Raw genomic sequence first — 12,996 nt, 5'->3', positions numbered from 1 at the left:
GACCGTCCAAAAGACCCACCCGAGCCGGGACCGGCGAAAAAGGCCTCCTGGGCCATTCGCAGGCAAAAGCCCGCGTGACGCCGCCGGGACAATGGGTTAGAACCGACACGACACGACGAGTGGAGGGTGTGATGCGAGCTGCGCATCTGGCGATCATCGCAACGATTGGCGCGCTTGCGCTGTCCGGCTGTACTTCGCGCTTCGGGGCGGGTGCATCCCGACCGCTGCACGACCTGCGCGCAAATTCGGGCGAGCCGGAGGAATTCGCCATCGTCCCGAACAAGCCGCTCGAACTGCCGCAGACATTCGCGGAACTGCCGCAGCCGACGCCGGGCGGGGCGAACCGCACGGATCAGACGCCGCAGGCTGATGCAGTGGCCGCGCTGGGTGGCAACCCGGCTGCCACGGTTGCTCGGGGTGGAACCGTTGGCGCGGGCGATCAGTCCGTGGTGCAGGCCGCCAGCCGCTACGGCCGTGACGGCCAGATCCGGGAAACGCTGGCTGCCGAGGACGAGAATTATCGCAAGCGGAAGGGGCTGTTCACCTGGTCTCTGGTGCCGCGCGACAACTACTCCGCCGCCTACAAGCGTCAGAAGCTCGACCCCTACGCATGGCTGCAACGCTATCGCGCAGCCGGTGCACGTACCCCGGCAGCCCCGCCGGTGGAGTGAGGGGCGCGGCTACCAATCACGTCTGCGCCAGCCGGGCGTGTCAGCGTCATAGTTAACTTGAACTTAATGGCCCTCCGCGTAGGTAATGGAACAATCGTTCCGTTTCCATGAAAGGGTCCTTCATGCGCCACCTGCCCCTCAGTCTTGCTACTATGGGCCTCGCCTTGGCCCTGACGCCTGCAATGGCCGTCACCGCACGGGCGGAGGCTCCGGTTACCACCTTCACTCTGGACAACGGGATGCAGGTCCTCGTAATCGAGGACCATCGTGCCCCCGTGGTTGAACACATGGTCTGGTACAAGGCCGGTTCCGCCGACGAAACGCCCGGCGTTTCGGGTGTCGCGCATTTCCTGGAACACCTGTTGTTCAAAGGTACGAAGACGCTGGAACCCGGCGAGTTTTCGAAGGTCGTGGCGCAGAATGGCGGCACGGACAACGCGTTTACCAGTCTTGACCAGACCGTCTACCACCAGCGTGTCGCGGCCGACCGACTGGAGCTGATGATGAAGATGGAGAGCGACCGCATGGTCAATCTCCAACTCGACGAGGCCGACATCTTGACGGAGCGCGACGTCATCATCGAGGAACGCAACATGCGGACCGAGAACGATCCCGGCGCGCTGTTCCGCGAACAGGCGATGGCGGCGCAGTATCTCAACCATCCCTATGGCACACCGGTGATTGGCTGGCGGCACGAGATGGAGCAACTCGACCTCGACGCGGCGCTGTCCTACTACCAGCAGTTCTACGCCCCCAACGACGCGGTTCTGATTGTTGCGGGCGATGTCGAGCCGGATCGGGTGCTGGCGCTGGCAAAGGACTATTACGAACCGCTTCCCGCCAACCCGGAGCTGGAGGTGCGCGATCGTCCCGCCGAGCCGCGTCAGACCGCCGAGCGGCGTCTGACGTTCCGTGACGCGAGGGTGTCCACGCCCTACGTCATGCGCACTTATCTCGCCCCCGAACGCGATCCCGGTGCTCAGGAAAAAGCCGCCGCGCTGACAATCCTCGCGGAGGTTCTGGGGGGCGGCCAGACCTCCGTTCTGAACCAGAAGCTGCAATTCGGGCTGAAGAAGGCGGTCTATGCTTCCGCTTTCTACAACGGCACCTCGCTGGACGACACGACCTTTGGCCTTGTCGTTGTTCCCGCACCGGGGGTGAGCCTCGATGAAGCTGAAAGAGAGATGGACGCCGCAATCGCGCAGTTCATCACCGATGGCGTGGACGCGGCCCAGTTGGAGCGGATCAAGTTCCAGGTGAAGGCTTCGCAGATCTACGCGCAGGACGACGTGAGCCAGCTGGCGCGGCGTTACGGCGACGCGCTGACATCCGGGCTGACGGTGGAGGACGTAAAGGCCTGGCCGGATGTTCTGCAAGCCGTCACCGGCGAGGACGTGATCGCCGCAGCGAAGGAGGTTCTTGACCGCAATCAGGCCGTTACCGGCTACCTGATGCCCGCCGAGGAGGTCACTCAATGATCAGACGTTTCATCATGGCCTGCGGGCTGGTCCTCGGCGGTACGCTTGCCGCCCATGCGGAGATCGAGATCCAGCAGGTTCAAAGCCCCGGCGGCTTTGACGCTTGGCTGGTGGAGGACCATCAGATCCCCTTCGTCGCGCTGGAGTTGCGCTTCAAGGGGGGCGGCTCTCTCGACCTTGACGGAAAGCGTGGCGCCACCAACCTGATGACGGGGTTGCTGGAGGAGGGGGCTGGCGAGCTGGATGCGCAGGGGTTCGCTGCCGCCAAAGAAGCCATCGCCGCCGATATCGGCTACCGTCTGACGGATGACACGCTGGGCATTTCCGCGCGCTTTCTGACAGAGACGCAGGAGGAGGCGGTGGCGCTGATCCGCGCCTCCATCGTGGAGCCCAGCTTTGACGAGGAAAGTGTGGAACGTGTGCGCCAGCAGGTGCTGTCGGGCTTGCGCTCCGATGCCACCGACCCGGACGAGATCGTCAGCCGCGCCTTCGACAAGGCGGTGTATGGCGATCACCCCTACGGGTCGTCCTACCAGGGTACCATCGAGAGTGTCGGCGCCCTGAGCCGTGACGACGTCGTGCAGGCGTGGAAGAACGCCATCGCGCAGGACCGCGTGGTGGTCTCTGCTGCCGGTGACATTACGGCCGACGAACTGGGCAAGGTTATGGACAGGCTGCTGTCGGATCTGCCGGAAACGGGCGCGCCCCAACCGGATCGGGTTGAGGTGCAAACGACGGCGGGCGTGACCGTGGTGCCCTTTGCCACGCCGCAATCGGTGGCCATTTTCGGCCACCACGGCATGAAGCGAAACGACCCCGACTTCTTTGCCGCCTACGTGCTGAACACCATTTTTGGTGAGGGCGGGTTCGAGTCGCGGCTGATGAACGAGGTGCGCGAGAAGCGAGGCCTGACCTACGGCGTCTACTCCGCTCTGGTCCCGAAGGACCACGCGGAACTGGTGATCGGGCGCGTGGCCTCGGCCAACGACCGCATAGCGGAGGCGATTTCCGTGATCAGGGAGGAGTGGGCCAAGGTCGCATCGGAGGGTGTCACGCAGGAGGAACTGGATCAGGCAAAGACCTACCTGACCGGTGCTTATCCGTTACGTTTCGACGGTAACGCGCCGATTGCAAAGATCCTCGCCGGGATGCAGATGGACGACCTCGACCCCGACTACATCAAGACCCGCAACACCAATATCGAGGCAGTCACGCTGGAAGATATCAGGCGCGTGGCGGCGGAGCTGATGAAGCCTGACGAATTGGTCTTCGTCGTGGTCGGCCAGCCAGAGGGGCTGGACGCGGCGACCATGGGCCAGTGAACGATGATCGAGACCGAGAGGGCGGGGCTTTCCCCGCCCTTTTTCGTGGTGGAACGAAGCGGCGTGGGCGGGCGTTTTCCTCCTTGTAGCAGAGGATGGCATCCATGGCACCAAAGGACAGCGGCAAGTCCGCAAACGGCAGCAAGCAGGACGCGGCGTCCTGCGGCAAGGGGCCGGAGGAGAAGAAGAAGGCGCATGACGCAGACGACGCCGCCCCGGAGGTGGAGTTGAAAAGCCGGGTCGAAGACTTTCGCCGCCTAACCGAACGCTTCGTCGCTGACCCCTGCATCATGCGGCCCTCGGACATGAAGGGAGAGGCCCGCCGCCGCCATGTGCGCGAAACCATCCTTGAGGATCATGCCCTGCGCATCGCCCAGCAAGCCGTTGGCGCGCGGGCGAAGTTCGAGCGGCTGGCGAAATCCCGCTTTGCCTTTTTCCGGGGCACGTCGCTGCTGTTTCACCGCGACATGTTGGGCGAGGATGCCCGGATGCCCACGGTACTGGTGCTGGGCGACGTGCATCCGGAGAATTTTGGCGTGATGCCCAACGCCGATAACGCGCCGATCTTTGGTGTGAACGATTTCGACGACGTCATATATGGCCCGTTCACATGGGACCTGAAGCGCGGCACCACCGGTTTCCTGTTGGCGGCGGAAGAAGAGAGCGACCTGTCGAAGAAGCACCGCATCAAAGTCGCGCGCAGGTTCATCGAGGGCTACCACGAAGGCATCGCCTTCTATGCGCGCCACGGCGTAGAGGCCAGCCAACAGATCCGGCAGGACAACGCGCCGAAGGTGATCCGCAAACTCTTCGAGGAGGCGCAGACCAGCCGCAAAGACTGGCTCTGGGACCGGTATCTGGCGGAGAACGGTCTGGGATTTCGCGTCAACCACGAGCTGACGCCGGTTTCCTCCCGAGTGGAGGAGTTTCAGGCCTATATCGACCAGTTGGCCAAAGGCGCCGGGATCAAAGACGTGGGCCGCTCCGGTAGCATGAAGGTCAAGGATGTCTGCCTGCGCCACGGGCAGGGCACGGCCTCGCTGGGCCTGGCGCGCTACTATGTGCTGCTCGAAGGCCCCAGCGCCAATGCCACCGATGACCTGATCGTGGAATTCAAGCGCGCGCGGCCCTCGGCGCTGGAGGGGCTGGTGCCGCCGAACGACTTCGACGCGGGCGGGGAGGGCGATCGCATCGCCCATGGACAGGCGGTACACCTTGCCAATGGTGACGTCTTCTACGGCGCCGTGGAGATCGACGGCGCGTCCTTCATGTCGCGCGAACGGGCGCCCTTCCGTGAAGACATCGATCTTGACGACCTGTCAAAGAAGGGCTGGAAACGCTACGCACATGCCTGCGGGCAGGCTCTGGCGCAGGCACACGCGCGATCCGATGACGCGGGGCAGCTGGATTACCGGATCGAGCCGCACATTCTGGAGGCAATGCAGCCGCTGGAACTTTTCATAGATGATATGCTGTGCTTTGCTCGGGAAGCGGTGGATCGGCTGGACCGCGATCACGCGTACTACCGGCGGGATCTGGAACTGGGGGCCTTCACCAACACGATGAAGGCCTATCGCTGAGCGTTCAGAAGACGCGTACAAGCCGTTAAAAAAAGGGGGTGTCCGCAAACCGTGTTGGTTCGCTTCGTCTTAACGCGAAAGGGCCTATCTTACTCCGCTTTTCCCGCGGAGGATGCCCTTGCTAAACCACGACTTTCGCCGCTTTCTCGATGCCCTCGACGACTTGAACCCGGCCCAGATCGAGGACGCTCAGACGAAGATCGGTGATCTCCGACGAAAGACGGAGGCGATCTCGGAGATCGAAGCACGGACAAACCAAGAACACAAGTGTCCGTTCTGCGGCGACGATCGTCGCCAGAAATGGGGCCGCACGCGAACCAAGATCCAGCGCTACCGATGCTCTGGCTGCAAGAAGACCTACTCGGGCCGAACCGGGAGCGCCATCGGCCGCATCCATCGTCCTGACCTGTTCATGGAGGCGCTGAGGGATATGCTGGGCAGCCCGGCTCCGCAATCGGTGCGCAAGCTGGCCAAGCAGCTCGACCTCAACAAATACACGATCTGGCGCTGGCGTATGGTCGTGTTCTCTATCATCGAGAGCAGTAGCGTAGCGGCGAGCTTCTCCGGGATCATTGAAGCAGACGAGACCTATCAGCGGGAGTCGCGCAAGGGGTCACGGGAGTGGGTTCGATACTTCGCCAACACCCAGAATGTGCCGAAGCCGCCGCGCCCCCGCTGGGAAGACTACACGACACAGGGGCTGAAGATGATGCGTGGCCTCTCGAAGTGGCAACTCCCCATTCTCACCGTCGCTGATCGCGGTGGGTCTCGTCTCTTCCGGCGACTTCCGGACCGCAAGAGCGCCACCGTGGAGCGCGCCATGAGCCCCCTCGTGCCGGGAGATGCCGTGCTCTGCTCGGATGGAGGCAATGGCTACAAGGATCTCGCAGCGGTGCGTGGCCTTGAGCACTTCGTAGTGGGCAGCAAGCCGGGCACGCGCGTCGCGGCGGGCTGCTACCACATCCAGAACGTCAACTCGCTGCACGCCCGCTACGACAGGTTCATCAAGCCCTTTTGCGGGCCAGCTACGAAGAATCTCAACGGCTACATACGGTGGCTGGAAGTGAGGCTGGCGGGGATGGCACCCGCAGACATCATCAGGGCTGCATAACCGGCTCGGTGTAAACCACAACAGACCGGACCTATGTCTAAGTCTATGGGAGAGATGACGCAGAAGAGCAACCTGGACACCGAAGATTCACGAGGAGTGCCACAACAGGCTGAGACTCGCGGGATTGCCCTCACGTCTTGGGCGTGGGCGACAGGCATGGCGATCGTTGCAGCCGTCGCATACCGTTTTTGGTCCGATCCCATTGCTTTCGAATGTCCGAGGCCAACGGCCGGCACGCTGAACGAAGGCGTGATTTATGTTTGCTCGTTTGGGTATCCCAAGCTCGAAGTCGACAACCTCTTTTTTGGATGGCTCTATGTCTGGACCGCAGTCTCGCTGCTTACCACTTTGTTCGGAATGAGCTGGAGGGCAGCAGGCGTGGTTATCATTGCGATCTTCTCCCTTTTAGTCGCGGATATCTCATCTGAGGCAATCGCAAAGTATCTTATGTAGAAGTTCTGCGGCAAAGCCTTCGGCTGCCAACACGGTATGCGGACACCCCCTAAAAAAAAGGGGTTGTCCGCAAACCGTGTTGGCCGGTGTTCAGACAAGGCTGTCGGTTGATACCCGCGCAGGCTCCAACCAGGAGAATTTCTTGGCCGTGCGGCCCCGTCCATGCCTGAGGTTGCCCGTCGACGGCCCTCAGGAACATGCAGTCGCTGACTGCACCGGCCGCTTCGGCGATTCGGGGAAGGGCCTTGGGCTCGCGTTGTGGAGGCAAGTCACGCGCGGGTCGTTGATCATTCTGTCAGCAAACGCAGATCGCTCGCCCTCGTCTCCGACATGACTCAGAATGGCAGTGTGAAACACTCGGTGCTTCGGCGATGAATGGAGAACCTGTCGAAGTTCGCCGGCGACGACCCGGGGAGGCCGGGCACGGGCGATCCCGATGGATGGCCTGTCTCAACATGTCAGACGACTTTGGTGTTCGGCCCGGACGAGTGTTTCAAGCCATGCAACATCCTCGTCCTGCGGGACATCGCGCGGGTTCGGATCAGGTCCTGGCCCTCACGGAAGAAGGTTGGCTTCCCTCCACGAAACCAAAACGAGCCAACACAGTTTGCGGAAACTCCCAAAAGAAAAGGGCCGGTCGACCCGGCCCTCTCGTCTTTCAGTTCATGAGGCCCGCATGTCGGAGGCCGGCGTCGATCTTCTCCTGCACCGGTTCGGTCACGGTGACCAGCGGCAGGCGCACGGAGTTCTCGCAAAGCCCCAGCTTCGACATGGCGTATTTCACGCCGCACAGGCCCGGCTCCACAAAGATCGCCTGGTGCAGCGGCATCAGCCGGTCCTGCAGGTCCAGGGCCTTGGCATAGTCACCAGCAAGGCAGGCCTCCTGCATCTGGGCGCAGAGCGCGGGCGCGACGTTCGCGGTGACCGAGATCATGCCGACGCCGCCCTGCGCGTTGAAGCCATGCGCGGTGCCGTCCTCGCCCGAAAGCTGGATGAAAGCCTTGCCACAGGTGATCCGCGTGGCGTTTACTCGGGCGAGGTCGCCTGTCGCATCCTTCACACCGACGATATGCGGCAGCTTTGCCAGTTCACCCATGGTGGCGGGGGACAAATCCACAGCGGATCGGCCGGGGATGTTGTAGATGATGATGGGCAACTGTGCCGCGTCGTGGATCGCCTTGAAGTGCGCGATCATGCCTGCCTGTGTCGGCTTGTTATAGTAGGGCGTCACGATCAGCACGCCATCGGCGCCGACGTTCTTTGCGTGTACGGCAAAGCGGATCGCCTCGTCTGTATTGTTCGACCCCGCGCCCGCGATCACCGGGATGCGACCGGCGGCGGCCTCGACAACGGCCTCGATGACCTGCTCGTGCTCCGAGTGGGTCAGGGTCGGGCTTTCGCCCGTGGTACCGACCGGCACGAGCCCGTGGGTGCCCTGCTCAACGTGCCAGTCCACCAGTTGTTTGAGCGTGGCGAAATCCACCGCGCCGTCCTTGAACGGCGTGACCAGGGCAGGCATCGATCCCTTGAACATTTCACGCTCCTTTGCTGTGGTTTCGGGCTCTTGCACGTCTGGGAGGATTTCCGCCGACCCTGCGGGAATGTGAGTTGAAGACAGGGGTTCGGGCGATATCCTCCGAGGTGGGTCTATCAATCCTTCACCGGAGAAATGCAAGCCGATGTCGCGCGTTCTTGCCGTATTGCTGTTAATCGGCACCAGCCTTTGCGCCGGTGCGCTGTTGCCCGCGCCGGCCGGGGCGCAGACCGGAGGGCAGGGCCAGCAAACCGGTCAGCAGGCCGGGCAGGCGCTGGCAAAGGCCATGGCCTACATGCGCGAAGGCAACTGGGCGGCAGCCAAGATCGACGCTCGCGGTGACGGACAGATCGCCGTCGATATCATCGAATGGCACGCTCTGCGCGCGGGCCGGGGCGACGCGGCCGAGGTCATGGACTTTCTGTCACGCCACCCGGACTGGCCGGGGATGGAGTATCTTCGCGAGAAATCCGAGCCGGTGATCGCCGATGGCGCGACGGAGGCGGAGGTGCGGCACTTCTTTTCGGAGACCCAGCCGCAGAGCGGAGCGGGCGCGCTGGCGCTGGCGCGTGTGCATATGGCGGACGGTGATCTGGGCCTGGCGCAGGCGGACATCGTGCTGGCATGGCGCACGCTGTCGCTGACAGGTGACGAACGGCGGGCGTTCCTCGAGTCCTGGGGGGATCTGCTGGGCCCGCACCATGTGGCGCGACTGGACATGGCGCTGTGGAAGGGGTGGGCACAGAACGCGGGCGCGATGATCCCCTACGTGGACGACGGCTGGAAGGCGCTGGCAGAGGCGCGGCTCGGCCTGCGCACCGGCGCGGGCAACGTGGACGCGCTTATCGCAAAGGTGCCCGAAAAGCTGCAGGACGACGCGGGGCTTGCCTTCGAACGGTTCCTCTGGCGGGTGAAGAAACGTCGCAGCGAGGATGCCGTGGCGCTGCTGAAGGAACGCTCGGTCAGCCTGCAAAAACTGGGCGAACCATGGGCCTGGGCACGTGGCCGGCGCGACCTCGCACGCGAACGGATGCAGGCCGGGCAGTATGGCGAAGCCTATGAGATCGCCTCGCGCCATTTTCTTGTCGATGGGTCGGACTACGCCGAACTGGAATGGATTTCCGGCTATCTCGCCTTCCGGTTTCTCGACCGGCCCGACCTCGCCGTGCGGCACTTCGGCAACTTCAGGGAGGCAGTCTGGACGCCGATCTCCGTCGGGCGCGCGGGCTACTGGCTTGGACGCGCGCTGGAGGCCACTGGCGACACCATCGGGGCAAAGGACGCCTACAAGCACGGCGCGCAGTTCCAGACGTCGTTCTACGGGCTGCTCGCGGCGGAGCGCGGCGGGCTTCCACTGAACGCGACGCTGGCGGGGGAAGAAAGTTTCACGGACTGGCGGCAGGCGGCCTTTACCAAATCCAGCGTATTTCAGGCAGCCGTGCTGCTGCTGGCAGCGGGAGAAGTCGACCTTGGCGAACGCTTCATGACGCATCTGGGCGAAAGCCTTGATCGTGACGGCATGGGCCAGCTTGGTGCCATGCTGGCAGAGATGAAGCGCCCCCATATCGAGGTCATGCTGGGCAAGCGCGCCGCGCAGTTCGGCATCGAGTTGCCGGGGCCCTATTACGCGCTGCATCCGGAGGTCGTGGCGACGGAGTACCCCGTTCCCAAAGAGTTGGTTCTCGCGATCGCGCGCCGCGAATCGGAGTTCGACCCGAAGGTAATCTCTGGCGCGGGGGCGCGCGGGTTCATGCAACTGATGCCGGGCACTGCGCGCGAAGTCGCCTCTGCACTGGCGGTCGATTACGACGCCGACCGGCTGCTGGAGGACCCTGCCTACAACGCGACGCTCGGATCGAACTACCTTGCCGGGCTGGCCGACCGCTACGACGGCAACCCGGTAATGATGGCTGCCGCCTACAACGCCGGGCCGTCACGCCCGGACCGCTGGATGCAGGAACTGGGCGACCCGCGAAAGGGCGCGATCGACGTGGTTGACTGGATCGAGATGATCCCCTTTGACGAGACCCGCAATTACGTCATGCGGGTGACCGAGAGCCTGCCGGTTTACCGCGCGCGGCTGGGCAAGGACCCGCTGCCGGTTCCCTTTTCGCAGGAGCTGGTGGGCAAAACCATGCAGGCCGTGCGCTAGGGGTTGCGGCGCTTTTCCCGTTTCTCACGCACCCGTGCCCGCCAGAGAGTGAAAAGCCCTGCTGCCACGATCAGCCCCGCGCCGGTGATGACATTGAGTCGGAGTGTCTCGCCAAAGACCACCAGCCCAAGTGTCGAGGCGAAAACCAGCTGCAGGTAGGCAAAGGGCTGCACGGCGCTGGCCTCAGCCACTTCGTAGGCGCGGATCATCAGATAATGCCCCGACACGCCGGTCAGGCACAGCAGCGCCATCCAGGCCCAGTCCGGCGCGGTCATCGGCTGCCAGTACCAGGCCCCGATCAGCGTGGCGACCACGGCCCCGGCGGTGCCGGTGTAGAAGAACGACGTCGCGGCGCTGTCGGTGCGGGCCACGTAGCGGGTCAGCAGTGCATAAAGCGCGAACATCAGCGCGGCGCAGAGCGGGATCACGGCATAGGGGGAAAAGACCCCGCCCGAGGGTTGCAGGATAATGATGACGCCGACAAAGCCCACGCCGATCGCCGTCCATCGCCGCCAGCCGACCTGCTCGCCCAGAACCGGGCCGGAGAGTGCCGCCACCAGCAACGGGTAGGCGGCAAAGACGGCATGGCTTTCGACCAGCCCGAGGTAGACGAATGCCAGCACCATGACGTTGATTTCGACCACCAGCAGCGCACCGCGAAAACACTGCACCACCGGGTGGCCGCTGCGCATGGCACGCTTCAGCCCGCCCGACTGACGGGCGGCGATGGTCATGACGAAGAGGGCGAAGAACCAGTAGCGGATCATCACCACCATCATTGTGTTGTACTCGCTGGCCAGATGCCGCGAGAGCCCGTCCTGCATGGCAAAGACAAAGGTCGTCACCACCATGAGCCAGATGCCGAGGCGGGTGTTCTGTTCGGTCATGTCAGTCTTCCGCAGATGCTTTTCGGGCGGTTGTCATGTGGCGCTTGCGGCCATAGCCGGGCTGGCGCGTGACAGCGAACCCGGCTTCTGCCAATGCGCGGCGCACGTGGCCTGCCGCGGTATAGGTGGCGAGCGTGCCCCTCTCCGCGCTATGGTCGTGCACCGCCTGCATGAGATCGGGCGCCCAGAGTTCGGGGTTCTTCGCCGGGGCGAATCCATCGAGGAACCACGCGTCGGCCTGCGCCTCCCACGCGGGCACGGTCTGCCGTGCGTCGCCGTTGATCATGGTAAAGGAGAGATCGGGAAGGGTGAAAACCCGGATGTTCTTGTGCCAGTAAGGAGCGAGTTCCGCTGCGATGCCTGCGAGGTCCGCGAAGCGTGCCTGCGCCCGGACCATCTCTGTACCACTCAGCGGGTAAAGCTCGAAGGTGGTGTAGATCAGCCGCCCTGCCTGTCCGCTGGCACGCCAGAGAAGTAGCGCGGCCAGGAGGTTCAGACCGGTGCCGAACCCCAGTTCGGCGATATGGAAACCATCGTGGAACCGCTCCGGCAGCGCGTTGCCGGCGAGGAAGGTATGCCTCGTCTCCGCCAGTCCGTTGTCGAGTGAATAATAAGGGTCGTCGAAGCGGGTCGAAACGGGGATGTCGTCGCGCCAGTCGAGCAGGGGGCTCTGGTCGGGCATGGGGAAATTCCTTAGAGATGCCCGAGAGATGACGCGAGGGGCAGGCAATGGCAAGCTATGATGTGACGATCCGCGGGGCGGGCATATTCGGTCTGTCCATCGCCTGGGCCATGGTCGCGCGCGGCGCAAAGGTTCGCGTTGTGGACCCCTTGGGCGCGGGGGCGGGATCGTCAGGGGGCATCGTCGGCGCGCTGGCCCCGCACGTGCCGGAGAACTGGAACCCGAAGAAGGCCTTCCAGCTGGAGAGCCTGCTGATGGCCGCGGACTTCTGGCAGGGGGTGGAGGCGGCAGGCGGTGTCCCGGCGGGATACGGCCGCACGGGGCGGCTGCAGTCGGTCATGGATGCGCGCGGCCTGGAACTGGCGCGGGCACGGGCCGACAGTGCGGCGACGCTTTGGCAGGAACAGGCCGTGTGGGAGGTGATCCCGGCGGGCGGGGACTTTGCGCCACTCTCGCCGACGGGCTGGCTGATCCGCGACACGCTCTCGGCCCGGATGCACCCGCGCCGGGCCTGCGCTGCGCTGGTCGCCGCCCTGGCGTCGCGCGGCGTGGAGGTGGTGCCGGAGGCGGAGGACGAAGACGCGGTCGTCTGGGCCTGCGGCTGGCGGGGTCTGCGTGATCTGTCGGACGCATTGGGCGCCAAGGTCGGGGACGGCGTGAAGGGCCAATCGGCGGCCTTCCGGTTCGACGCCCGTGAGGCACCGCAACTATTCGTCGAAGGGCTGCACATCGTCCCGCACGCGGACGGCACAGTGGCAGTCGGTTCGACGACAGAGCGCGAATTCTTGTCTGAAAACTCCGTGGATGAGCAATGCGAGGCACTGATTGCCCGGGCCCGGGCGGCGCTACCTGCGTTGGCGGCGGCAGAGGTCGTGGAACGCTGGGCAGGTGTGCGGCCTCGGGCGAAGTCGCGCGCGCCCGTCTTGGGCGCATGGCCGGGACGCGCCGGGCATTTCGTCGCCAATGGCGGTTTCAAGATCGGCTTCGGAATGGCACCCAAGGTAGCGGAAGTCATGGCCGACCTCGTGCTTGAGGGGCGCGATGCCGTGCCGGACGGGTTTCAGCTGGAGAAATGCCTCTGAACGCGAAAAGGCGCCCGGAGGTGCCTTTGTGCTGTCGTGTTTGC

At 64.0% G+C, this 12,996-nt stretch carries 11 protein-coding genes; 8 read left to right on the top strand and 3 right to left on the bottom strand.

Annotated features, from left to right (window positions below; translation table 11 throughout):
* The first annotated feature begins 131 nt into the window (after positions 1 to 131).
* The 6 genes from J5474_RS03595 to J5474_RS03570 all read left to right on the top strand — a co-directional run bounded on the left by J5474_RS03595 (position 132) and on the right by J5474_RS03570 (position 6,615).
* Complete coding sequence (locus tag J5474_RS03595; RefSeq protein ID WP_209359377.1) at positions 132 to 671, top strand: DUF3035 domain-containing protein; 540 nt, start codon at positions 132 to 134, stop codon at positions 669 to 671.
* 122 nt (positions 672 to 793) lie between these two features.
* On the top strand, positions 794 to 2,149 hold the full coding sequence (locus tag J5474_RS03590; protein ID WP_425342854.1) for a M16 family metallopeptidase: 1,356 nt from the start codon (positions 794 to 796) through the stop codon (positions 2,147 to 2,149).
* The gene (locus tag J5474_RS03585; protein ID WP_209359375.1) at positions 2,146 to 3,471 is read left to right on the top strand and encodes a M16 family metallopeptidase; all 1,326 of its coding nucleotides are present in this window, start codon (positions 2,146 to 2,148) and stop codon (positions 3,469 to 3,471) included. The genes J5474_RS03590 and J5474_RS03585 overlap by 4 nt, the downstream gene beginning before the upstream one ends.
* Positions 3,472 to 3,575: 104 nt before the next feature.
* Positions 3,576 to 5,051, top strand: a complete 1,476-nt coding sequence (locus J5474_RS03580) for a DUF2252 domain-containing protein (RefSeq protein ID WP_209359373.1) — start codon at positions 3,576 to 3,578, stop codon at positions 5,049 to 5,051.
* A gap of 118 nt (positions 5,052 to 5,169) precedes the next feature.
* The gene (locus J5474_RS03575) at positions 5,170 to 6,162 is read left to right on the top strand and encodes an IS1595 family transposase (RefSeq protein ID WP_209359371.1); all 993 of its coding nucleotides are present in this window, start codon (positions 5,170 to 5,172) and stop codon (positions 6,160 to 6,162) included.
* 156 nt (positions 6,163 to 6,318) lie between these two features.
* Positions 6,319 to 6,615, top strand: coding sequence for a hypothetical protein (locus J5474_RS03570; protein WP_209359370.1), 297 nt, complete (start codon positions 6,319 to 6,321; stop codon positions 6,613 to 6,615).
* 658 nt (positions 6,616 to 7,273) lie between these two features.
* Here J5474_RS03570 and dapA read toward each other — a convergent pair.
* Positions 7,274 to 8,149 carry a 4-hydroxy-tetrahydrodipicolinate synthase gene (gene dapA, locus J5474_RS03565; RefSeq protein WP_209359368.1) on the bottom strand — a complete coding sequence of 292 codons (876 nt, stop codon included), beginning with the start codon at positions 8,147 to 8,149 and terminating at the stop codon, positions 7,274 to 7,276.
* Positions 8,150 to 8,294: 145 nt separating this feature from the next.
* Here dapA and J5474_RS03560 point away from each other — a divergent pair, with 145 nt between their 5' ends.
* Entirely contained in the window at positions 8,295 to 10,301 is a 2,007-nt protein-coding gene (locus J5474_RS03560; RefSeq protein WP_209359366.1) for a lytic transglycosylase domain-containing protein, read from the top strand.
* On the opposite strand, the gene J5474_RS03555 is transcribed toward J5474_RS03560, so the two are convergent.
* Positions 10,298 to 11,188 (bottom strand): DMT family transporter, encoded by an 891-nt coding sequence (locus J5474_RS03555; protein ID WP_209359364.1) that lies wholly within the window; start codon positions 11,186 to 11,188, stop codon positions 10,298 to 10,300. The two genes, J5474_RS03560 and J5474_RS03555, sit on opposite strands and share 4 nt — an antisense overlap.
* A 1-nt stretch (position 11,189) precedes the next feature.
* The gene (gene mnmC2, locus J5474_RS03550) at positions 11,190 to 11,870 is read right to left on the bottom strand and encodes a tRNA (5-methylaminomethyl-2-thiouridine)(34)-methyltransferase MnmC2 (RefSeq protein WP_209359363.1); all 681 of its coding nucleotides are present in this window, start codon (positions 11,868 to 11,870) and stop codon (positions 11,190 to 11,192) included.
* Between the two features lie 47 nt (positions 11,871 to 11,917).
* Here mnmC2 and J5474_RS03545 point away from each other — a divergent pair, with 47 nt between their 5' ends.
* The gene (locus J5474_RS03545) at positions 11,918 to 12,952 is read left to right on the top strand and encodes an NAD(P)/FAD-dependent oxidoreductase (protein WP_209359362.1); all 1,035 of its coding nucleotides are present in this window, start codon (positions 11,918 to 11,920) and stop codon (positions 12,950 to 12,952) included.
* Positions 12,953 to 12,996: the final 44 nt, after the last annotated feature.

The sequence above is a fragment of the Sagittula salina genome, from assembly GCF_017813235.1.
GTDB lineage: Bacteria > Pseudomonadota > Alphaproteobacteria > Rhodobacterales > Rhodobacteraceae > Sagittula > Sagittula salina.
Note: the sequence above shows the minus strand (reverse complement) of the source record. Positions and strands in the feature narration are given on the sequence as shown.